This window comes from Candidatus Nitrotoga sp. BS (assembly GCF_927797785.1).
In the GTDB taxonomy this organism is placed as follows: Bacteria; Pseudomonadota; Gammaproteobacteria; order Burkholderiales; family Gallionellaceae; genus Nitrotoga.
In genome coordinates, this window is record NZ_CAKMLL010000035.1 from 57,671 (window position 1) to 80,127 (window position 22,457).

The 22,457-nt window shown below is 51.6% G+C and carries 18 protein-coding genes and 4 tRNA genes; 6 read left to right on the top strand and 16 right to left on the bottom strand.

Features of this window, described 5'->3' with window-relative positions:
- Positions 1–92: 92 nt before the first annotated feature.
- On the bottom strand, positions 93–1,589 hold the full coding sequence (locus MJ769_RS03390) for a YifB family Mg chelatase-like AAA ATPase (RefSeq protein ID WP_239234433.1): 1,497 nt from the start codon (positions 1,587–1,589) through the stop codon (positions 93–95).
- Complete coding sequence (locus MJ769_RS03395) at positions 1,590–1,832, bottom strand: accessory factor UbiK family protein (RefSeq protein WP_239234434.1); 243 nt, start codon at positions 1,830–1,832, stop codon at positions 1,590–1,592.
- Between the two features lie 332 nt (positions 1,833–2,164).
- On the opposite strand from MJ769_RS03395, the gene MJ769_RS03400 reads away from it, so the two are divergent.
- The 3 genes from MJ769_RS03400 (at position 2,165) to tilS (ending at position 5,627) form a co-directional block, all read left to right on the top strand.
- Positions 2,165–3,205: a hypothetical protein gene (locus MJ769_RS03400; protein WP_239234435.1), complete on the top strand. Its 1,041-nt coding sequence runs from the start codon at positions 2,165–2,167 to the stop codon at positions 3,203–3,205.
- A gap of 111 nt (positions 3,206–3,316) precedes the next feature.
- Positions 3,317–4,282 (top strand): acetyl-CoA carboxylase carboxyltransferase subunit alpha, encoded by a 966-nt coding sequence (locus tag MJ769_RS03405; RefSeq protein WP_239234436.1) that lies wholly within the window; start codon positions 3,317–3,319, stop codon positions 4,280–4,282.
- Positions 4,254–5,627 (top strand): tRNA lysidine(34) synthetase TilS, encoded by a 1,374-nt coding sequence (tilS, locus tag MJ769_RS03410; protein WP_239234437.1) that lies wholly within the window; start codon positions 4,254–4,256, stop codon positions 5,625–5,627. Before MJ769_RS03405 ends, tilS begins: the two co-directional genes overlap by 29 nt.
- Positions 5,628–5,916: 289 nt before the next feature.
- On the opposite strand, the gene MJ769_RS03415 is transcribed toward tilS, so the two are convergent.
- Together MJ769_RS03415 and MJ769_RS03420 are read right to left on the bottom strand one after the other, a co-directional pair.
- Positions 5,917–6,126: a serine hydrolase family protein gene (locus MJ769_RS03415; protein ID WP_239234438.1), complete on the bottom strand. Its 210-nt coding sequence runs from the start codon at positions 6,124–6,126 to the stop codon at positions 5,917–5,919.
- A gap of 209 nt (positions 6,127–6,335) precedes the next feature.
- The gene (locus MJ769_RS03420; protein WP_239234439.1) at positions 6,336–6,662 is read right to left on the bottom strand and encodes a hypothetical protein; all 327 of its coding nucleotides are present in this window, start codon (positions 6,660–6,662) and stop codon (positions 6,336–6,338) included.
- 698 nt (positions 6,663–7,360) lie between these two features.
- On the opposite strand from MJ769_RS03420, the gene MJ769_RS03425 reads away from it, so the two are divergent.
- Positions 7,361–7,654 (top strand): HU family DNA-binding protein, encoded by a 294-nt coding sequence (locus MJ769_RS03425; RefSeq protein ID WP_239234440.1) that lies wholly within the window; start codon positions 7,361–7,363, stop codon positions 7,652–7,654.
- A gap of 402 nt (positions 7,655–8,056) precedes the next feature.
- Here MJ769_RS03425 and MJ769_RS03430 read toward each other — a convergent pair whose 3' ends face one another.
- The 10 genes from MJ769_RS03430 to MJ769_RS03475 form a co-directional block, all read right to left on the bottom strand.
- A complete protein-coding gene (locus MJ769_RS03430; protein ID WP_239234441.1) occupies positions 8,057–9,199 on the bottom strand; it encodes a S1C family serine protease in 1,143 nt (380 codons plus the stop codon).
- Positions 9,200–9,615: 416 nt separating this feature from the next.
- Positions 9,616–9,691, bottom strand: a tRNA-Glu gene (locus MJ769_RS03435).
- Between the two features lie 23 nt (positions 9,692–9,714).
- Positions 9,715–9,790: transfer RNA gene (locus tag MJ769_RS03440), tRNA-Ala, on the bottom strand.
- Positions 9,791–9,851: 61 nt separating this feature from the next.
- A complete protein-coding gene (gene gltX, locus MJ769_RS03445) occupies positions 9,852–11,243 on the bottom strand; it encodes a glutamate--tRNA ligase (protein ID WP_239234442.1) in 1,392 nt (463 codons plus the stop codon).
- Positions 11,244–11,431: 188 nt separating this feature from the next.
- Positions 11,432–12,148: a M48 family metallopeptidase gene (locus tag MJ769_RS03450; RefSeq protein ID WP_256445675.1), complete on the bottom strand. Its 717-nt coding sequence runs from the start codon at positions 12,146–12,148 to the stop codon at positions 11,432–11,434.
- The gene (locus MJ769_RS03455) at positions 12,148–15,294 is read right to left on the bottom strand and encodes a type I restriction endonuclease subunit R (RefSeq protein ID WP_239234444.1); all 3,147 of its coding nucleotides are present in this window, start codon (positions 15,292–15,294) and stop codon (positions 12,148–12,150) included. The genes MJ769_RS03450 and MJ769_RS03455 overlap by 1 nt, the downstream gene beginning before the upstream one ends.
- On the bottom strand, positions 15,287–15,724 hold the full coding sequence (locus MJ769_RS03460) for a GxxExxY protein (RefSeq protein ID WP_239234445.1): 438 nt from the start codon (positions 15,722–15,724) through the stop codon (positions 15,287–15,289). The genes MJ769_RS03455 and MJ769_RS03460 overlap by 8 nt, the downstream gene beginning before the upstream one ends.
- Positions 15,721–17,007 carry a restriction endonuclease subunit S gene (locus MJ769_RS03465; RefSeq protein ID WP_256445676.1) on the bottom strand — a complete coding sequence of 429 codons (1,287 nt, stop codon included), beginning with the start codon at positions 17,005–17,007 and terminating at the stop codon, positions 15,721–15,723. Before MJ769_RS03465 ends, MJ769_RS03460 begins: the two co-directional genes overlap by 4 nt.
- A gap of 308 nt (positions 17,008–17,315) precedes the next feature.
- Positions 17,316–17,483 carry a hypothetical protein gene (locus tag MJ769_RS03470; protein ID WP_239234446.1) on the bottom strand — a complete coding sequence of 56 codons (168 nt, stop codon included), beginning with the start codon at positions 17,481–17,483 and terminating at the stop codon, positions 17,316–17,318.
- A 70-nt stretch (positions 17,484–17,553) separates the two neighbouring features.
- Positions 17,554–20,511: a DUF3293 domain-containing protein gene (locus MJ769_RS03475; protein WP_239234447.1), complete on the bottom strand. Its 2,958-nt coding sequence runs from the start codon at positions 20,509–20,511 to the stop codon at positions 17,554–17,556.
- Between the two features lie 361 nt (positions 20,512–20,872).
- On the opposite strand from MJ769_RS03475, the gene MJ769_RS03480 reads away from it, so the two are divergent.
- Both MJ769_RS03480 and MJ769_RS03485 read left to right on the top strand, forming a co-directional pair.
- Positions 20,873–21,547: a hypothetical protein gene (locus MJ769_RS03480; protein ID WP_239234448.1), complete on the top strand. Its 675-nt coding sequence runs from the start codon at positions 20,873–20,875 to the stop codon at positions 21,545–21,547.
- A gap of 66 nt (positions 21,548–21,613) precedes the next feature.
- A complete protein-coding gene (locus tag MJ769_RS03485; protein WP_239234449.1) occupies positions 21,614–21,817 on the top strand; it encodes a hypothetical protein in 204 nt (67 codons plus the stop codon).
- Between the two features lie 180 nt (positions 21,818–21,997).
- Here the strand turns inward: MJ769_RS03485 and MJ769_RS03490 are convergent.
- Both MJ769_RS03490 and MJ769_RS03495 read right to left on the bottom strand, forming a co-directional pair.
- A tRNA-Arg gene (locus tag MJ769_RS03490) sits at positions 21,998–22,074 on the bottom strand.
- 24 nt (positions 22,075–22,098) lie between these two features.
- Positions 22,099–22,191: transfer RNA gene (locus MJ769_RS03495), tRNA-Ser, on the bottom strand.
- Positions 22,192–22,457 lie beyond the last annotated feature (266 nt).

A 22,457-nucleotide genomic window follows, 5' to 3' on the forward strand; every position in this document is an offset into this window, starting at 1 on the left:
AAATAGCACTATGGAAAACTCATTGCGAACGTCATTTGAAATTATTAATTCGACCGGAAGCGAGGTTTGGGACATAGATTAATTGTTCTCAATTATCCCTGTCTGCCCATCCTGCGATACTGTATAGCCTCGGCGATGTGAGCAGCCAGGATGTTTTCGCTGCCTTCCAGATCGGCAACAGTGCGCGCTACTTTCAGTATGCGGTGATAGGCGCGAGCAGATAAATTCAGATGGCTGATCGCTTGTTGCAACAGCGCTGCACCTTGTGCATCGGGCGCACAGAGAACGTCAATCTCGCCCACAGTGAGTTGTGCATTCGGTTTATTCTGTCGGGTTAGTGCGCGTTGCCGCGCTATATTCACACGTGCTTGAATATCATTATTTGTTTCTCCATCAGCCTGTTTAAGCAAGGTTTCCTGTGGCACTGCGGGAACTTCGATCTGAATGTCTATGCGATCTAACAGTGGGCCAGAAATTTTGCCGCGATAGCGTGCAATTTGATCGGGTGTGCAACGGCACTTGCCGTTGTAATGGCCAAGATAGCCGCACGGGCAAGGATTCATTGCAGCAAGTAACTGAAATTGCGCGCGAAAATCTGCTCGGCGCGCAGCGCGCGAGATGGTGATGCGTCCACTCTCAAGTGGCTCACGCAGCACTTCCAGTACATGACGCTCAAATTCCGGCAATTCATCAAGGAACAGTACGCCGTGCATTGCGATAGATATTTCACCGGGACGTGGATTGCTGCCGCCGCCGACCATAGCGACAGCTGATGCAGTGTGATGTGGTGAGCGGTATGGTCTGGTTTTCCACCGACTTACATCAAACATACCCCCTAACGATTGCATGGCTGCGCTTTCCAATGCTTCAACTTCAGTCATTTGCGGCAGAATGCCGGGGAAACGCGCCGCCAGCATTGATTTACCGGTGCCGGGCGGGCCGCTCATCAGCACGCTATGACCACCAGCAGCGGCAATTTCAAGCGCGCGCTTGGCCTGTCCTTGACCCTTCACTTCGCGCATGTCTGGATAGTCGGGCATAACCGGCTGTGTACTGGCGACTTGACGTGTGAGTGCAGTGCGACCAGATAAATGAGCCGCCACCTGCAACAAGGATAGTGCAGGATATACTGCAGCATCTTCTACCAGCGCCGCTTCGACGGCATTTATTTCAGGAAGAATAAATGCCCGCCCGTTGGATGCTGCGTGATAGGTCATTGCAAGCGCGCCGCGTATCGGCCGTAGCTCACCGGTAAGCGCCAGCTCACCGGCAAACTCATATTCGACAAGGCGGTTTGTGGGGATTTGTCCAGATGCAGCGAGAATACCTAGCGCAATGGGTAAATCAAAACGTCCGCTTTCTTTGGGTAGGTCGGCTGGTGCGAGATTAACCGTGATGCGGCGGCTGGGGAATTCAAACTGGCAAGTCAGCAAAGCCGCACGGACACGATCTTTGCTTTCTTTGACTTCGGTTTCCGGCAGGCCGACAATAGTAAAGCTGGGCAGGCCGTTGGCGAGATGCACTTCGACAGTGACCAGCGCGGCATCCATGCCGGAGAGGGCGCGGCTATATAAAACCGCGAGGCTCATTTATTCAGGGGTTGCTTGTGCTTCGAGGGCGGAAACCCGCGCTTCCAGTGCCGTCATTTTCTCAATTGTGTGTGATAGCAGTTGGGTTTGCACATCGAATTCTTCGCGCGTCACCAGATCCAGCTTGGTAAATCCTTGCGCCAGCAAGGCGCGGGCATTCTTCTCAACATCTTTTGCCGGGCTGTTAGCCACCGCTTTGCTTACCTTGGCGGAAATTTCATCGAAGAATTTTGCATTGAACATCGTGTATCTCCATACTTATGCATGAGGCATATAGTGTAGCAAACTTTTCTTTAGCTATAGATGTGTCTAAAAGGAGTTTTACCAAAGTGCTTTACCTTAGGTTTCGCCAAGAATGCCGGTTGCACATTTGCTTGTCTCGAAATCGATTGATGGCAGAGATGCCCCCATAGCAGGCGAGTGGTGGGCAAAAAAGTCCAAGGAAGCAGCCCGAAAAGGAAAATAAAAATGGTTTGAACTTACTTTTTTTCGTAATCACGCCTATTTCGTTATTGGAATTTTGGAAATGCGGGGTTAATGCAGCGTAGCCATAAATAGTTTTGGACAAATTTAACATGAGAAATGTAGATATCGTTATCCTTGATTTATTTTTGCCGCAAGAGATTGCCAAGGACGCTTGCGCCGGTCTGACTGTACCTGTCCTTGAGAAATTGCTAGCGCGTGCCAAGCATGCATTGTTGCCTTTAGAAATTTGTTCAACAGGTACGCTGGAAGAGTGGCTATGCCAGACTTTTGGTGTCACACGACAATTGGACGAAGAACCCATCGCACCGATTACCTTGATGGCGGACGGGATACAGCCAGGTTCGGGCCATTGGTTATGTGCTGACCCAGTGCATCTGCAACTGCAACGCACGCAATTGTTTTTGCATCCGGATGTGCCATTGAATGCTGATGAAGCGGCTCAGTTATGCAGCAGTTTAAATACGCATTTTGCTGATGAAGGTTTACGTTTTTTTTCGCCTCATCCGCAGCGTTGGTATCTCCAGATGGAGAGCAGTTCAGGTATCGTAACGCGTCCTTTGTCGCAGGTGGCAGGCAGGAATGTACAAACGTATTTGCCGAAAGGACCCAGTGCCTTGCGCTGGCATAAGGTTTTCAATGAAATCCAAATGTTATTTTTCGAACACGCTGTTAATCAAGCGCGAGAGGCGCGTGGTGAATTTCCCATAAACAGTATATGGCTGTGGGGAGGAGGGCAAGCAGTCGAGCATTTGGTGCGGCCATATACGAAGGTTTGTGGCGACAGTTTTCTGGCTGGGGCTTTCGCTCAGGCGGCAGGCATTTCCTACGAAATATTGCCGGATGATTTAACCTTGTGTGCTGATGATAATGAAGATGACGTACTAATCGTCTGGGAAGGTTTGCGCCGTTCATTTCAACAAGGCGACCTGCAAGGCTGGCGTGATTCAGTGCAATGCTTGGAGCAAAGTTATCTTACATCATTGTGGAAAGCATTGCGAAACGGGCGCATTAAGCAGCTTAGTTTGATTGTACTTAGTGCGGGCGTTGCACATCGATTTGTGTTGACGCGTAGTGCGGTGTGGAAACCATGGCGCTTGTCCAAATCTTTGACGCAATATGCGCTGGCATAGCATAAATAGTTAGACTGAATTTTTTCGGTAGTGCAGTAAATTTTATCCAGGCTCTTTGGCCTGGCTAGTCAGATACTGTATCATTTGAGTCCGCAAATAAATACGAAATATATGAAAGCCGTCTTCTTGGATTTTGAGCAGCCCATTGCAGAACTGGCAGGCAAAATTGAGCAGCTTCGCTTTGTACAGAATGATTCTGCACTTGATATTTCCTATGAGATTAACCGTCTGCAAATAAAAAGCCAGGCGTTAGCCAAAGATATTTACGCCAAGCTCACGCCGTGGCAAATATCACAAGTATCACGCCATCCACAGCGCCCCTACACGCTGGACTACATTCAACATTTGTTTACTGATTTTGAGGAGCTGCATGGAGATCGTTCCTATGCCGATGATCCGGCTATAGTCGGAGGGTTGGCGCGTTTTAATGGCCAAAGTGTGATGGTGATTGGACATCAAAAAGGGCGTGATACCAAGGAGCGACAATATCGCAACTTTGGCATGCCTCGTCCCGAGGGCTACCGCAAGGCAATGCGGTTGATGCGGCTGGCGGAGAAATTCGACATTCCCATTATGACTTTTATTGATACCCCAGGCGCTTACCCTGGAATTGGTGCCGAAGAACGTGGTCAGTCTGAAGCTATCGGCAAAAGCTTGTATGTTATGGCAGAACTGCGCGTGCCATTGATTTGTACGGTGATTGGAGAAGGTGGTTCTGGTGGCGCACTAGCCATTGCGGTAGGGGACGCATTATTGATGCTGCAATACGCTACATATTCGGTCATCTCGCCAGAAGGTTGTGCTGCTATCCTTTGGAAAAATGCGGGCAAGTCGGCCGATGCGGCGGAAACCCTGGGGATCACTGCTACCCGATTAAAGGCTTTGGGGTTGATCGACGAGATCGTTAACGAACCGCTGGGCGGAGCTCACCGTGACTACCAGGCAATGATGTTAACCTTGAAAAAAAGCTTACAAAGCACCCTTAAACAGGTGCAATCTCACTCCATAGACAAGCTGTTGCAAATCCGTTTCAATCGCGTAATGGGCTATGGCAAATTCAAGGAAGTCGAGCTTTGATTTAACAGAGCGCGTTGCTGACGCGCTCGCCCCCAAGCTTCCTGCGGGCAGCTACATCCTGCTTGGACTTAGCGGTGGCGTTGATTCGGTCGTCCTGCTGCACCTGCTAAAACAACTTTCCCTCCGTTATTCATGGCGTTTAAGTGCATTACATGTACATCATGGAATTAGTCCTCAAGCGGACGTTTGGGCGGCATTCTGTGCTGATTTGTGCGCTCTCTATGATGTCTCTCTGCAAATAGAGCATGTAAATATCGCGCCGCTACGCTCGCTAGGTATTGAGGCAGCGGCGCGCAAACTTCGTCACGCCGCGCTTGCACAACAGCAGGTGGATTTTATAGCTTTGGCGCATCACCTTGATGACCAGGCAGAAACTTTGCTGCTGCAATTGCTGCGCGGGGCTGGCGTGCGCGGCGCAAGTGCCATGCCAGCCATAAAGCATCACGCGAATGTCCCAACACTGTTGCGCCCTTTGCTTAATGTTCCTCGTTCCATATTGCTGAAATACGCTCAACATCATGCACTTCAATGGGTGGAAGATGAAAGTAACACTGATGATACTTACCCGCGCAATTTTTTACGTCATCGGATACTGCCACTGTTGGAACAACGCTTTCCAGCCTACCGAAAGACTTTAATGCGCAGCGCGCAGCATTTTGCCGAGGCAACGGAACTACTTGACGAATTGGCACAGCAGGATGCGGAGGGGGTAATAGCGAATAACCGTTTGGATATTATTAAATTACGTGTGTTGGGCATCGTACGGGGAAAGAATCTATTGCGTTATTTTCTGGCGGCTCAAGGGGCACCCATTCCAGACAGTACACGGTTACAAGAAATGCTGCGCCAACTATGCAATGCTCGCCAAGATGCGCAGGTGTGCATCGACTGGCGTGGCTGGCAAATACGTCGATATCGCGATCATGCTTACACTATGCCTGCTTTACCGCCCCCAGCTGATTTCACCATTATGTGGCATGGTGAAGCAGAGATATTATTGCCTCAGTCACACGGTGTACTTCATTTTAAACATGCAACTGGGCAGGGTATCAGTTTGGCAAAACTTCAAGTCGGAATTGCCAGAATTAATTCGCGTCGTGGTGGCGAAACCATTCGGGTAGATGCTGCTCGTCCTCTACGAAACTTGAAAAATCTACTGCAGGAGCATGAAATGCTGCCGTGGCAACGCGATTTATTGCCCTTGCTTTTTTGCGATACTGACTTAGTGTGTGTCCCGGGTATAGCAATAGCCAATACATATCAAGCTCAACCGGATGAAGCTGGAGTAATGGTTATTTGGTGTGTAGATCCAATGCGGGATGAATACGCTACTGAGTTGGAATGATAATTGTGGCGGGGATGTTCTACATTTTGTATAAAGGATGTTTAGATTAACAAACTGAATTTGTAAATCAATTCCTATATCAACTGTGCATCAAAGCGGGCGATGGTCGCTTCGATATTCTTCAATATGACGCATGATTTCGTCGTGGGTAAAACGATGATTGACGGTCAACTCGCCGTGCAGCGCATCAAATCAGCGCCTCACGGGCCACCTTGAGTGCCCCGGCCCGTGGGGCCATAACACCGTTCGTAAAGATTCTAACAGACAACGGGAGTCAGTTCGCGGATCGCTATACCAGCAAGGATAAACGCGCCACAGGCGAGCATGTGTTGATGTCAGGTTCGCCGAGATGGGTATAACGCTCGTCTGTCACCACCTGGTCAGTCTCACCAATAACATAGTGAAGTGTTTTAATGGGCGCACCAGAGGCGTGGGGAGCTAACTCGCTTTGCCTCAGTTTAGGTCTTGAGACGACTTCGACACTGTTGATAACCATCATTGTCAGCATCGTGCTTTGAATCACTTGACACCCATTCAGCCCTTGAAAAATGGTACACAGAAGAACCAGATTTATTTGTTAAGCGCGTTTATAAATAGGTGGGATTTGACAAGTAGGGAATATATTGCGAGGTTTTGAAGGCTTTGCGCAGACACACGTAAACGACTAGCTTGCTGTTGTCCTGTAGACCACTTCTTTGAATTTTCAGATTATCTATAGTTAATTGCGGGATATCCTTCCCTTATCAATATGTGAACTTTTTCATAAGCAGAAATAATTTTTATAACTTCTTTTTGTCTAATGAAGCCAAAAATTTCAATGGGTGTGTAGTCCTGTAAATACTGATTGCTTATTTTAATTTCTTTGGCAACTCCAGAAATCTCCATGTAAAAGACCACAACGTTAGTCTTGAAATTTTGCTTGTGCTTAACTTTACACCCAGAAATCGTACTCGACAGATGTTTGCTTATTAATTCACATTTAACTTTAGTTTCATTTGGTTTACGCAGTTGGGGTTTCTTAAACAATTTTGTCATCCAGTTTCTTTGCATGTAATTTTGTGCTTGCGTTCTAACTTAATTGCGAAATATCTATAATTTGAATTACTGCATGCAATGCACCAGAGAGTACCGCCGCTTCGATCTTGGCACCCTACTCAAGCGCCTCGTTCGCGCTGCGGCGATTACAACCCCATGCCCTGAATCTGTCATTCGGGCAGCTGAGGCATGTAACTAATCAGGTAACATTATGAATGTATAAATATATTTAATTGTTTTCTTTACAAAATTATTACCACTTGGCGATAATCGGACATGATCAGCAGTTTATTAGAGCCGAGGGGATCGAATGATTCTATGAACGATTATAGAATACCTGAATATGCATCTAAGATGTCTATCGTTTATATCGACCAAAATAGTCCTTGCGAGTAGGCAACAAAAATGGACTCCAACTGCTGCTGCGTCAGTACTTGCAAGGGCAGTGTCAGTGATTTTATCAGTTTCCTACGCTTGGGAACTAATCACTAATCCTCGAAAGTTGCTTGGGTTCAAATGTCGGCACTGTTCTAGATAAGTTCTATTTTTTGCGCGAATGACATTTCAAATTATGAACTCAACAAAATCTATACAAATTAATTTGTTATTGCAGGATCAGTAGTTTTGATAATTTCTTGTAATTGAGACTATGAATTGGTACAGTTAACCGTCTTTTCAACCACACGAGAGTCAATACCATGAATAAATCAGAATTGATTGATGCGGTAGCTAAATCTACTAAGCAAACAAAATCCAGTATAGAAGAAATGTTGAATGGCTTAACGGCTGCTATTCAAACTTCTTTAACAAAAGGTGATAACGTTCAGCTAATAGGTTTTGGTACGTTTGCTGTAGAAGCACGCGCTGCGCGAGTAGGTCGCAATCCAGCTACAGGCAAAGAATTAAAGATATCAGCCAAAAATGTTGTTAAATTCAAAGTTGGCAGTAAGTTGAAAGATGCTGTCGCTGGTGCAAAAATCAAGAAAAAATAAGTAGATACATTTTTAAGTTACCAATATCTGCGGAATGCAGGCTATTTTAGCCTGCTGTAGGTTACTTAAATAAAGAGTTGAAGAAGAGTTGTTCTTTGTGATTTAATAATTATCAAGGACTTAAACTATGAGTAAGGGTCAAGAAAGTAAAAAGGCAGTCAAGAAGGAACCCGCTAAAACGCTTAAAGAGAAAAAGGCCGCAAAGAAAATAAAAAAAGATGAGAAGATGCGTCAAGGATAAGCATAGCATCACTATCCAGCTCACCCGTCCCGAAACGGTTAAAGGTGAGTAGCTAAGAGTGTTGGGGAAGATGTGAGAGGCAGGCGTATTTTTGGAGAGTTAGTTAAGCTTTCCCAATGGATGGATAGCGCTTTAGTGATCACACTCCAGGCGGGTCATCTTTAATTTCCTGGTTGCAGAGTCACGGCCAGATTCTGCTTTTTACCTTGACGCATTATGGTTAGCTGGATCACATCGCCGACTTTGTGGTCATCTAGGCTCGCCAGCAGTTTGGGTACTGAATAGACATCCTTGCCATTGACTGCCACGATGATGTCGCCAAGACTCATACCTTGGGAGGACTTGGTCATGTCTTTAAGGCCCGCCTTTTCGGCGGCTGACCTAGGTTGAACGCGCAGCACCACCACTCCCTTGGTGCCAGTGACGGCATTCAATCTCTCGTTGATTTGTTCATCAGTTTCGATACCCAATGCTGGACGAATATACTTACCGCTCTTAATTAGTTGTGGCACCACGCGCATGACGGTATCCACTGGAACGGCAAAGCCGATTCCTGCGGATGCTCCGCTGGGACTGTATATGGCGGTATTGATGCCAATGAGCCGACCCGCCGAGTCCAACAGCGGACCGCCCGAGTTGCCAGGGTTTATGGCTGCATCGGTCTGGATCAGATGTTCAATGGCCGGGCCGCTATTTCCGGCCAATGAACGATCGAGCGCTGAGATGATGCCGTTGGTCAGCGTCCAGTCCAAGCCGAATGGGTTACCGATTGCAAAAACTTTCTGGCCCACCTTCAGGTCATTGCTGGTGCCCACTGGCACAGGCGGTGGACGCTTGAAGCCGACGCCGATGCGCATTACTGCAATATCATGCGCCGGGCTAGCGCCGATCAAAGCAGCCTTGTAGTCTCGGCCATCGGCCAACTTTACAGTGGCACCAGAGGCATTCTCAATCACATGATAGTTGGTAACTACATGGCCGGCTTCGTCCCAGATAAAGCCGGAGCCTGTCCCTTTGGGCACGGCAAAGACGTTGCGTGTCCACGCATCACGTACCAGAGCAGCGGTGGAAATGAAGACTACCGATCCGCGGGCTTTTTCGAATAGTTCGATCGTATTTTTTTCATCGGCGGCCAGATCACCTCGGGCAGTGACTGTGCGGAGCTGACCTTCAGTGGGAACCCATAGTGATTCGATGGCTGGCAATAGCGTCCATAGCAGCATCAACGCCGACAGCGTAATGACGATGATCACTAGGCGTCGGTAAAACGAATCGGGTGTTGTTCGACTGGGTTCAATGTCCATGGGGCAATATCGGTCAGCAAATAGAAATCATTGTCGTTTTAACTGCAGTCCTGACCAAAGCCTTTCGTTTGGTCGTGTGCGCAATCATTTTGTATGACGCAAGGCTAAACTTTTGCTCAACTCTGAGGAAGTAAGTAACCCTTTGTCCGAACAGCATGGGTTACTTCCCAAGCAGTCCGGGCAGCACTCCAAACCGCAACTTAAGATCTATAATTTTTATGAATAGTAGCTTAAATTTACTTATAAGTTGACATTTACGCTCATTAGATAAAAAAATACACACATCGCTGTGAATTGCATATTCATTAAGTGCTGATGAGGTGAAAACTGTCGGTTTGAAAATAAAAAATGGAAAGTATTGACGAGGCAGAGTGCGAAGAATAATGGCTTGATTTATTGCAAGCCATTGTTTTATTTGGCGTCCCCAACGAGATTCGAACTCGTGTTACCGCCGTGAAAGGGCGGTGTCCTAGGCCTCTAGACGATGGGGACTAAAGGGCTTGGTGATGCCATTTTGGTGGAGATAAGCGGGATCGAACCGCTGACCTCTTGCATGCCATGCAAGCGCTCTCCCAGCTGAGCTATACCCCCAAAATGAGGGCGCATTATAATGATCGAGCCTATCCTTGTAAAGCTGAATACTTGGTATGTGCTAAAGATGTCGTGCCAAACGCGCCAATACGACCGCGCGCGAAAACAACATTAATACTGCATCTACCGAGGGGGTCTGGGTTTGTCCGGTGAGCATTACACGCAACGGCATCGCCAACTTAGGCATTTTCAAGCCATGCTTGCCTATTATTTCCTTGATCACCGCCCCAATCGCCCCAGCTTCCCACGTTACAGTTTTTAGACGCTCCGCTAGCTCCTGCAAAGCAGGTATCGCTTCAGCAGACAGTTGGGCACTCAGTAACTCCTGATTGGGGTGCAAATCGATATAAAATATTTCAGCTGCATCCGCCAATTCGTTGAGAGTTACGACTCTTTCTTTATAAAGGGCAATGATAGATTCCAATGCAGGTTCGGCGCTCACTAATACGCCCCGTGCTTCCAAGCGTGGTCGTATTAGTGCGACAAGCCGCGCATTATCGGCCTGCTTTATGTAATGCTGATTCAGCCAGTTTAATTTCTCGGTATTAAATTGGGCCGCAGATGGCGTGATATGGTCAAGATCGAACCATGTGCAAAACTGCTCCACCGAAAAGACCTCCTCATTCCCGTGTGACCATCCCAGTCTGGCTAAGTAATTAATCACTGCCTCCGGCAAGTAACCATCTTCATCATATTGCATCACACTCACTGCGCCATGTCGCTTGGATAGCTTCTGCCCGTCATCGCCTAATATCATCGACAGATGCGCGTACTGTGGCACATTGGCGCCTAATGCTTTGAGTATATTGATCTGACGTGGCGTATTATTGACATGGTCATCGCCGCGTAGCACGTGCGTAATGCCCATATCCCAATCATCTACTACTACGCAAAAATTATAGGTAGGTGTTCCATCGGCACGGGCAATGACAAGATCGTCTAACTCCTCATTGTCAAATTCAATTTGCCCTTTCACCAAATCTTTCCACGTTACCACTCCTTGAGCCGGATTTTTGAAACGTACCACTGGCATCGTTTCAGCCGGTGGTTCCGGCAAAACTTTGCCGGTGTCCGGACGCCAGCGACCATCGTAACGTGGCTTTTCACCGCTTGCACGTTGGGCTTCGCGCATAGCATCCAGCTCACTTGGCGAGGTGTAACAATAATAGGCTAAGCCCTGCACCAGCATAAGCTGGATCACCTCTTTATATCGTTCCATAGACTGCATTTGATAGAACGGGCCTTCGTCATAACTTAGATTAAGCCAGGCCATGCCATCTAGAATGGCTTGCACCGCCTCAGGTGTAGAGCGCTCCACATCAGTATCTTCTATCCGCAGGATAAAGGCGCCACCATGCTTGCGGGCGTAAGCCCAAGAGAACAATGCAGTGCGGGCACCACCGATATGCAGATAACCTGTGGGGCTAGGCGCGAAACGAGTACGTATGGTCATAATTTTTAATCAGTAATTTTTAGACAAAATGGAGTTTATATTTTACGTCACCTTGTCGCTCGTGCTACTAACAATGTTCGTAATAAATAGATTTGCCCGGTCTTGCAGCAAAGAAACTGTCCGATTTTGATTTAATTTTAAGCAGAAAAAGTTGACCGGGTATATTTACTCGACGACTTTCCAAGCGCTCACTCCTTCCACATCTCCGCCGTCAGCGGCAACTCGTTGAGTTCAGCGCGTGCCTCACGCCATGACGGGTAATGCTTATCAAGAATTGCGATAAAGCGGTCGCTGTGAGTCGGCTCAATCAGATGAACCATTTCATGCACGATCACATATTCCAATAAATCCTTGGGTTTCTTCACGAGTTCAGTGTTCAGGCGAATATGTCCCGCGCTGTGATTACAACTTCCCCACTTGGTCTTCATCCGTTGCAGAAAATAGCCGTTTACTTTCACCTTTAGCTTCCGCTCCCATTTGGCGATCAGAGGCCGCACGACATCATGTAGCAGAGACTTGTGCCATTCGTGCATCACCTCGCCGCGTTTTTCGGCATCGCAGCCAGGGCGCACGGTCAGCGTGATGCGCTTGTGGTCGAGCAAAACAAACGGTTTGGCATCGTGGTATTTCACAGTCAACAAGTAACGCCGACCCCAGAGATTGTGACTTTCTCGCTCGACAAACTGACGAGGGCTTTCCCGCGCTTGGTTATCCAGTTTTTTCTGCTGCGCCCGTATCCAGCTCAGTTTTGAGATCGCGTAGGCACGGGCGACCTCCAGACGTGTCCCGCTTGGGGCCACGAGCGTCACCCGGCCTTCCGGTGGATGAACTGAGAGGTGGACGTTCTTGACGGCCTTCCGCGTTACCAGAATTGAAATTTCGCCAAGTTGTATCGTCTCGTTCATCAGTAGCCGGGTTGATTCTTTATAATTTCAAAGATGGCCTGCGTCGCTACACGGTCACGCGCCATGATGGGAAACAAGGCATTGAGTACCTGCTTTTCCCTCGTGTCATCGCCCTTCCAGCCTGCCGGCGCGTGCTCGCGCATGGCTCGGTCAAGTTCGAGCGCGAGTTTCGCTTGCGCGTCAACAGCTGCCGGGTAAAGAAAGCTCGTCGCAGGAATGCTGGCGAGGTTGTTAAAGAGCACGATAGCTTCTGGATTGTCGTGAAGAACAGCAGGCACACCGGGGCCGTGGTCTTTCCGCGCCATGCGTTTCACGAGTTCTTCGGCATTCTTCAGGAATACCTCATAGGCAGCGGCATCTTCCCGGCTTTGTTTGATGAGGTCGTCCAGCAGCTTCGACATCTCCGCATAAAACCTTGGATCGGTCAGCTGGTCGCGGATGATGGTCTTGCGGACATTGTTGATGATGCCCTCGGCGATGGCATTCTTCGAGAGTTTGCCTTTTTCATTCAGCTTGCGGGCAATGGCATCATGGATACCGGTCTCGATGATCAGCTCCGTGAGCGAGAGCGAATTGAGATTGCCCACGTCCGCCGCCGGATCGGCCTGGATATAAGTGTTTAACAGGCGCCGCATGTCGGCCTCGTAGGGCTTGATGTCCAGCTCCTCGCCCGAGTGCATTTTGATTTGTTTGCGCATTTCGCCGTAAAACTCCACCTCCTTCTGCAACGCGGCTGCCTCGGCATCGGAGTAACCCGCCTCGGTGAGGTCTTGCGCGATGTCGGCATAGGCACGCACGAAGGTGGCCACAGACTTGTAGAACGTGATGCGCAATGGCTCCGTATCCGTCAACGCCTGAGAATTGGCCGCGTCACCGCAGAAATAGTGCAGGAACTGCTCCATCTCACGCGCTAGCGGCACCGGCTCGCACAGGTAGCGGAGCGCCTCGCGGGCGGCATCGAGCTGTTTCTTTCCTTCTTTGAGCCAGTCTTTCAGTTCGACGTTGTTGCTGCCACCGTTACCCTGATCAATGTCCAGCTCGTCGGAGCTATAAACTGCGATGGCCTCCTGCACGTCATCAAACAGCCTCTTGAAATCCACTATGTGGCCGTAGTCCTTGTCGTCACCGTCGAGCCGGTTGGTGCGGCAGATGGCCTGGAAGAGGTTGTGATCGTGCAGCTCTTTATCGAGGTAAATGTAGGTGCAGCTCGGCGCGTCGAAGCCGGTCAGTAGCTTGCTCACCACAATCAGCAACTTCATGTTGGCGGGTTCCTCGATGAAGCGGCGCTTGGCTTCGTCCTCGTAGACTTTAGTCGTTTGGCCGCTCTTGAGGACGTGCTTCGTGTAGGTGTCGAACTTGTAGCGTTCGTCGCTATTGGCCGGTTCGCGTGAGATGGCGTTGTGGTTCGGCTCGAACGAAGTGATGATGCCGCAAAACTCGCCGAAGGGTTTGTTCTGGAAGATGCGGAAATAGTGGCAGGCGTCGTAGATGCTCGCGGCCACGAGAATGGCGGTGCCCCGGTCATCATTCAGGCGCGGCTTGGTGTCGAAATCGTGGATGATGCTGGCTGCAATGCGTGCCTTGCGCTCCTCGGCGCTCATCAGCTCTTCCATCGTGGCCCAGCGTTTGCGAATGATGGCTTTCTGAAAATTGTTCAGCGCTTTGGTTTTCAGTGCGAAATAGTCTTCGATGTCCTGCGGTGAGGTCAGGCGTTGTGGCACATCGCGGGCCTCATATTTCAAATCGAGCACCACCTTGTCCGCCACGGCCTCGTGGAACTTGTAGGTGTGGATGTAGGTGCCGAAAATATCCTGAGTTCTCAGCTTGGTTGCGTCCTTCTTGAGCAGAGGAGTACCGGTGAAGCCGCTGAAGATCGCGTTCTCCAGCCAGCGCTTCATCTGCCGGTTCATGTCGCCGCCCTGGGTGCGGTGACATTCATCTACGAACACGTAGAACTGGCCATGCACAGGGGGCGGCTCGCCTTTGAGGTCGGCGGGATCGAACTTGTGGATAAGCGCGCACAGCAGCCGGGGCGCGGTGGCGCCGAGCTTGGCGACAAACTCCGCCCGGTTCTGGATGCGGGGTGAAGGCGAGCTCTCACCGATAACCCCGGCGTTTTTCATCACGCCCTCAATCTGCTTATCCAGTTCGTCGCGGTCGGTGACGACGAGAATGCGGGCCTCGGGGTCGTGTTCCAGCAGCCACTTGGCGAGCAGTACCATGAGAATGCTTTTGCCGCTGCCCTGGGTGTGCCAGATCACGCCGCCCTCGCGTTTGCGGATGCGTTCCTGTGCCGCCTTTACGCCCGCGAACTGATGCGGTCGCGGCACCTTCTTGATGCCGTTGTCGAAAATGATGAAGTTACGAATCAGGTCGAGCAGGCGAGACTTCTCGCACAACTCTGCCAGTGGCCGGTCCAGCAATGCGCCCGCGACGCTGTAGTGAGCGCCGGCCTCCTGAACCATAAATGACTTGCACACTGCTTGACCGTTGGCGTTCTCCCGGGGCTTCCATTCGACGAAGAACTCCTCTTTGGTCGTGACCGTGCCATAGCGCAACCCTTGCGAATCGCTGCCGGCGAAGAGTAGTTGCACGGTGCTGAAGAATCCCTTGTTAAAAATCTCCTCCTGATTGGTGATGAGCTGGCGCACGCCATCCCCGATCTCGACCGAACTGCGCTTCAGCTCGATGACACCAACAGCGATGCCGTTCAGATAGAGGACAAGGTCAGGTCGCCGTTCATAGCCGCCGCGCAAGGTCACTTCCTCGGCAAGGGCGAAATCGTTGTTCTTCGGGTGCTCCCAATCAACCAGATGCACCGTTTCATGAGGTTTCCCGGCGGCGATTTGCACCGACACGCCGTAGCGCAGCAATTGGTAGGTGCGCAGGTTGGCCTGATAGAGGGTGATGCCGGTGGCGTCCGCAGCGGCCATCAGCTTTTGCAGGGCGGCGGAAATGTGTGCCTCTGAGTAGCCGCGCTGCTTCAGGTTCGCACGGAGCAATTCCACCTCGATGCAGCGGTTGTTGACACGCTTGTGCCACTCGCCGAGGTAATCGTAGCCAAGGCAATCGGGTCGGGTCTTGTCCGTGAACAGGGCGATGACGCGGTTCTGTGTTTTGCGTTCGGAGCGGGGTTGTTCAGGCATTGGAATCCTTGGACGGATGGTTCACGCGGAGGCGCGGAGACGCGGAGGTGGGGAGATTGTTGACAATGCGGTGGAGGCCTTCTTTGAGTGTTGCGGCTCCAAAGTTGATGAGCAGGCCAACCTGAAGATGCATCAGTCGGAGATAGGTGAGGACCTGCTTGCTATGGGCGGCAGCGAGCTTCTCCACAGACTTGAGTTCTACGACCACGCAGCCCTCGACGAGCAGGTCAGTGCGGAAACCTTCCTCGAAAACCATTCCATCGTATTCAAAGCGGATAACCTTCTGTCGCTCGACCCGAAAGCCGCGTCGCTCCAAGGTCCTCGCCAGCACGACTTCATAGACCGACTCCAGCAGTCCCGGCCCCAGTCCCATATGAATCTTGAGCGCCGCATCCACAATCGCCTCCGTGATGTCATCCAGTTCCTTCATGTCTTCTGCCTCCGTGCACTCCGTCCCTCTGCGTACTCCGCGCCTCCGCGTGCAACCAGTCGTGTCCTGCCGGTGAGAAGTTCCTGCATCATGGCCTGCTTGAGGGCGCGGGTCTTTTCCAGCCGCTGCTCCAGCCCCGCCAACTCCGCGTCCATCTCCGTCAGCACTTCGGCGATGGCGGCTTGTTCGGGGAGGGGTGGAAGCGGAATTTCAACACGCTTCAAATCGCTGGTGTTGATACTCGCTTGGCTGACCGCCTGTCTGGCAAGCGACATCGCCTTATTCCGACCTTTGCGCGACCCAAGCCAATAGAACAAGAATTGGCTATTCAGTGAACTGCCGACCCTTAAGAGTAGCAAATTCATCCCGTGATAGAGCGGTGGTTCTCCACTGTAGATCGCGACCTTGCCGATATGGTCCACGCTGTTGATGTGACTGAATAGGATGTCTCCACACAGCATCCGGTATTCTTCGAGTTCAGAGGTTCGTGCCCCGTAACCCACACGAGACATGTCAATCGTTCCGTCTGCGATGGTTTCTATCCGAGTTACTGGTAAACCAGTTGAATTTGACGGTTGATACAATGCACCGTTTGCCAACCGGATTAGCACATCCCCCAACCGCTTCACCTCCCACTCGCCGTGGAAGCCGGGGAGGCGGGTTTGGCCGGTGAGGAGTTGCTGCATGGCGGCCTGTTTGAGGTCGCGCTTCTTGGCGATGAGCCGGTCCAGCCCGTCCAGCAGCCCATCCACATCGCTCAGCGCTGTAGCTATGGCGCGTTGTTCGGGTGGTGGAGGAACTGGTATCGGCACTTCCATGAACTTTTCCCGGGGAAGGTGCGCGATGCTCGTCTGGGTTACGTAGTTGACGAGCAGACCGCAATCAGACCAACGTCGGAGGAATGCAGCCATGAGTCGTGAATTGAAACCGCGAAGCGGGCGCAGGCGATGCAGCGCTTTTTGGTAGTAGCACTCTTGAAGCGGAGATTCCCAAATCGCAGCGCGCCCAACTTCTCCACCTTCGCACACGAGTAAGTCGCCCTTTCGCAGACGAAACCTTTCAAGGTCAGTGCGAGACATTGGGACGGTTGGGAGATCGCGGATGTCGATGCGATCCCATTGGACCGCCCTGTTACCAAGATAAGGCTTAGAAACGCCCACATTCTTTTCCGCGTCGAGCATCTTGCCGAGTTTGATTTCATACTCGCACCCAACGGAAGATACGTCCCAATCCTCCGGAATGACGCCCACCTCGGTCTGCTTGTAGCCGGGTTTCACTTCCATACCGCCCCCCTGTGCAGAGTTTCACGCGGAGACGCGGAGTCGCGGAGAAGAACCGTTGGAAAATATTCCTTCATGGCTTTACCTCCGCGTTCTCCGCGTCTCCGCGTGAGCCCATCGCTCCCATTTTCTTGAGATGTCCGTCCCCACGGGCGGCGAGCGTCGCGTCCGGGATGACGCCCACCTCTGTCTGCTTGTAGCCGGCCTGCACTGAGCCTTGTAGAAGTGGTTTCACTTCCATACCGCCCCCCTGTGCAGAGTTTCACGCGGAGACGCGGAGTCGCGGAGAAGAATCGTTGGAAAATATTCCTTCATGGTTTTTCCTCCGCGTTCTCCGCGTCTCCGCGTGAGCCCATCGCTTCCATTTTCTTGAGATGTCCGTCCCCACGGTTGGCGAGCGTCGCGTCAGGGATGACACTCACCTCGGTCTCTTTATAGCCGGCCTGCACTGAGCCTTGTCGAAGTGGTTTCACTTCCATACCACCCCCCTGAGCAGAGTTTCACGCGGAGACGCGGAGTCGCGGAGAAAAATCGTTGGAAAATATTCTTTCATGGCTTTTCCTCCGCGTTCTCCGCGTCTCCGCGTGAGCCCATCCGCTTGAGGTGCCCCTCCACCCGTCTGGCCAACTCCGCCACCTCATCCACAAGCCGGGGCAGCGGTGTGGCATAGCGTTCGGCGAGCTGGCGGATGCGGCCGGTGAGGGTTTGCGAGACGCGGTCCAGCTCGCCCTGCACGGCAGAGGCGATGGTGGCCAGCCATTTGTCGTCCACCACGAGGGTCTGGATGTCATCCTCGGTAAGCGTGGGATATTTGGCGTCGAGCTTGGCTTCGAGGTCTTCCTGCGCGGCTTTGAGACTGGCCTTGGCTCCGGCCTGTTGGTCGAGCAACACGGTGTATTCTTCGAGGGCCTGGCGAGCTTCGGCCTCTTCCGGATCATCGCCAATTTTTTTGAGCGCTGCTTTCAAACTCTTTGCGGTGATTTTCGGCGGCTCGCCCTCGTTGGCCTCATTCGCTTCCGCGAGGAACAATTCTCCTTCGTCGTTTTGTTCGTCGCGCTTTTCGTCAAGCTGCTGCTCCAAAGCGGCGAGTTCAGCTTCGGCGGCGGCGATGGCATCGCGCTCAATGGCGAAGTAGCGGGCGATGAGAATAGCGGCGGGGACGAGGTCGGACTTGAAACGGCGCTTGCCCTTCTTGAAGTCTTCCTTCTCGGGCCAGACGAGTTTTTTCTCCTTGTTTTTGACCTGACGGATTTCGCGGGGCAACGCGCCCACCTTCCACCCGGCATCGGCGATGAGGTAGCAATCGTCCTGCATGGTCTCGGCCCAGTAGTCCATGAGGTGCTGATAGATATCGTAGGCGTCGAGCAGCGGCGCGGTCTTGAAGGTGGCGAGCAGGTCCTCGGCGATGGAAGCAATGAGCGGCTTGGGATGGGCGTCCTTGGCGAAGCCCTTGAGCAACGGGATAGCGGCCGCTTGCCATTTGATGAAGAGCTTTTGAGCCTTGGAGTTAAACGCGGTGAACTCGGCATGGCCGAAGATGGTGGGCTTTACCTCAGGCAGAGGGAGCTTCAGCGCGGCGTACCCGGGTCGGACGCATGGCATCCACGCCGACACATGCAGCCGTGGATGAAACGGACCGATCTCGAGGAGCTTCCTACGTTGGTCGCAATGACTCACGAATAACGACCCGCCGCGCACGAAGTAGATAGCATTCTGACTGAAGTGAGTGCCGATATCGCAGGCCTCCTCAAACGACAGAGCCGCAGTCCAGCCCGGCTCGGCGTGGAGCGTTGCCGGGGAATAACCGGTGATGCGGTGGACCCATTCGCATTTTTTTCGCAACAGATTTTCCAGTTCGTCATCCGCCGCCGCGTTTTTCCGGTCGGTCCACGTCTCGCCTGTGGTGGCATGGGCCGTAATAATGGCAAATTCACCAGGGCATCCGGTGAGTGAATCAGAACTGCAGAAATGGGTTTCCGCATAGGCGGCGTGCATTCCGGCTGGCAGTGTTACTTCAGTGGGAATGAACGTCGCAAGGAGTGAAGTGCGCAGTCCCGGCATGATCTTCCAGTAGTCGCCGAGTGCATCGAGGTCGCGCTCGGGAATGCCGCCGCGCAGGTGGCCGTCGATGTCCTGCAAGTCCTCCGGTTCGGTGCTGTCGATGTAGCGCGGGAGGTTAAGGTTGTAGTCATTCTTGGGGTCGGCGATTTCCGCGATCGACACCATGCGGGCGTAGCGCGGATCGCTTTCATCCTGTCGGGTGTAGGTGTCCACAATTTTGTGAATGTCCTGTTCGCGCAGGCGGTTTTTCGGGCCATCCTTCTTGAAGCCCTTGGAGGCATCAATCATAAAGATGCCCTTGCGGGCGGTGGCGTTTTCCTTGTCCAGCACCAGGATGCAGGCCGGGATGCCGGTGCCGAAAAAAAGATTGGCCGGCAAGCCGATGATGGCCTTGAGGGTGCCGGAGCGGACAAGTTGCTGGCGGATGATGCCTTCCGCATTGCCCCGAAACAGGACGCCGTGCGGCAGAATGCAGGCGCCTTTGCCGTTATTCTTCAAGGAGCGAATGATGTGCAGCAGGTAGGCATAGTCACCTTGTTTCTTCGGCGGCACGCCCCAGGTGAAGCGCTGGTGGTTGTCACCACTGCCGCCTTCTCCCAGCGTGAGGCCGGTAGACCAGGTCTTGTCCGAGAAGGGTGGATTGGCGACGACGTAGTCGTAGGTGCGGAGCTGCTCGCCGTCTTTAAACTTGGGATCGTAGAGCGTGTTGCCGGAGAGCACGTTGGCGGTCGGGAAGTCGTGCAGGATCATGTTCATGCGGGCGAGACCGGCGGTGGTCACGTCCTTCTCCTGCCCTTCAAGGGTGATGTGCTTGCCCGCCTCGGCAGCGACCTTTAACAGCAGCGAGCCGGAACCACAAGTGGGGTCGTAGGCGGTGGTGGCGGCGATGGAGTTGGCCGGCGTGATGCCGATGACCTTGGCCATGATGCGGCTGACTTCGGACGGGGTGTAGAACTGGCCCTTGCTCTTGCCGCTCTGGCTGGCGAAGTGCCGCATGAGATATTCGTAGGCGTCGCCGAGAATATCGTCATTCTCTGCGCGGTTCTTCGAGAAATCGAGCGCGGGATTCTCGAAGATGGCGATGAGGTTGCCGAGCTTCTCGACCTTCTGCGCGCCGTCGCCGAGTTTGTTCGAGTCGTTGAAGTCGGGGAAATCGCTGCGCGCGAGGCGTTGGTTGGCGTCGATCAGCGGCTGGATGACCTGGGTGTTGATTTTGTCGCCGATGTCGTCCTTGCCCTTGAGGGCGACCATGTCCTTGAAGCTGGCACCCTTCGGAATATTGACCGGCGGCTCAAAACCATCGTAGTCGCCGTATTTATCGGAGACGTATTTGATAAACAGCATGAACAGGACGTAGTCCTTATATTGGCTGGCATCCATGCCGCCGCGTAGTTCGTCGCAAGAAGCCCAGAGGGAAGAATAGAGGTCGGATTTCTTGATGGCCATGTGTTTATATTTTTTGTTTGTGGTGCAGAAAAGCTACAAAAATGAAACCGCTGCAAATTCGGGCTGCAATTGTAATGTGAATATTCAGTAAGGTGCGGTAAAGTCCAGCATCATCCTAATGAATTGATTCTACTCGGCCCGAAGGGCGAGCACATGGCCTGTCACTGTACGCCAAGGATTGATTGCGGTAGTTGCAAGATGTATGGTTTGCTCTCTACGAACGCAACAATGTGCATTGTGCATAAATGCTGCCTGCAAACGCATGATGCGTTGTTTCGCAAGGTAACACGAAGTGATAGCCGGATTCCCTTGTCCGGTCGATACGATCTTCTGATTCAAGGGTAAACAAAAGGGGAGCTGTATGCCGACTGCAAAGCGACGACGCGATTCTGGAGGAGAGTGCAAGAATCAACATTTTAATGAAGTAGAGTGGGAGGCGCTAAACGAACGGCTTTGTAAGCAGCTTAGGGGATTTTATCCTGATATGACCGCAGTGGCTGATCCGGCTTTCGACCACCCTGCCGATTCATGGGTATACAACTTGATTACAGAAGCGGAAAGTGCAATTTCAATGATGTTATGGCTTAGAAAAGGACTTACAAATGAGGAGTTAAAGGCAGAGCGAAAAGACTTATTGAACACGCTCAACAAAGCGGACAATTGCCTCAGCAAGCTGTCCCATGATTTGGATATCATGTTCGGCGTTGATGCCGATGTCTTGGATAGCCGTGACAAGATTAGGGAGTTAGTTCCTTACATTGAAGCAGCCGAAACTGCTATTAACCGATTACAAAGAGCTAAAAAACTTGCTGATGCGCGACATGATGCCGCTGTTGAAATGGCGATTCGTGTAGGACGCATTTTAAATAGGAGCGGGATAACGATGCCTGCGACTGAGGATACCCCTTCTGAAAATACACCCGAAGCCATTCAAATTTTAAAGTCGATCGGAGATGAATTTGGCTTAGTGCTAGAACCCTTGACATGGCGCGACACCATCATCGAAGCCAAAAAATCAGCCCCCGACATTAAGTAGCCCGAAGCACCCTAAAAATGGTGCTTGGCACTAGCGAATTTACTATCCAAAGTAGGTCGGTATCATATGAACCGTCTACCCGAAACAGGCTTTCCTCGCCTGACTCAAATCATCGGTAACCCAAAAGCAGAACCGCCGATACCCGCAGTCATTCCAGCAAGCAAGTCTACCTGGTGGGAGGGCGTCCGTACTGGACACTACCGCGATTTGCGCGCAACGCATGTCACCATGCACACGAGTGTGGAGATAATCAGGTTTTGTATGGGTTGAAATTCGAACAGAATATTATTCTGGATTTGCAATAAACGACATTATGAAGGTGTGAGGCAAAGGTTCTTGCTGACGCAGTATTAAGTGCATAGCAATTTTCTGGTGTACACATGGGGGTAGCCATAGAAGTCATAAAAGAAAACGGGTTAGATCGTTTGTGATCTAACCCGTTGTCAGTACTGGTGCGCCCGGAGCGATTCGAACGCCCGACCCCTTGGTTCGTAGCCAAGTACTCTATCCATCTGAGCTACGGGCGCAAAACTGTTTTAAAATTGATATCCTGGCGGAGAGAGAGGGATTCGAACCCTCGGTAAGGCTATAAACCCTACGCTCCCTTAGCAGGGGAGTACCTTCGACCACTCGGCCATCTCTCCTAAAGGCCGCGCAGAATACCCCAACCCATACAAAAGGTCAAACTACAGCCTTGTTCAAGGTTAGTGCTAAGTAGGAACTTCTGTATTGGGAGGCGCTCCTCCAAGCCTCTTGGCTGCGGCTTTAGCATGGTGAGCGTACCTTGTCTCGGTGTGAAGGCTATATGCTATCGAGTGGTTGTAAGTGCAGCACTTCCGCGCTTACAACCATGAAGGCATAAATTTCTTTGACAGATAGCGGATATTTCGACTTTTTAAACAGCGGACAT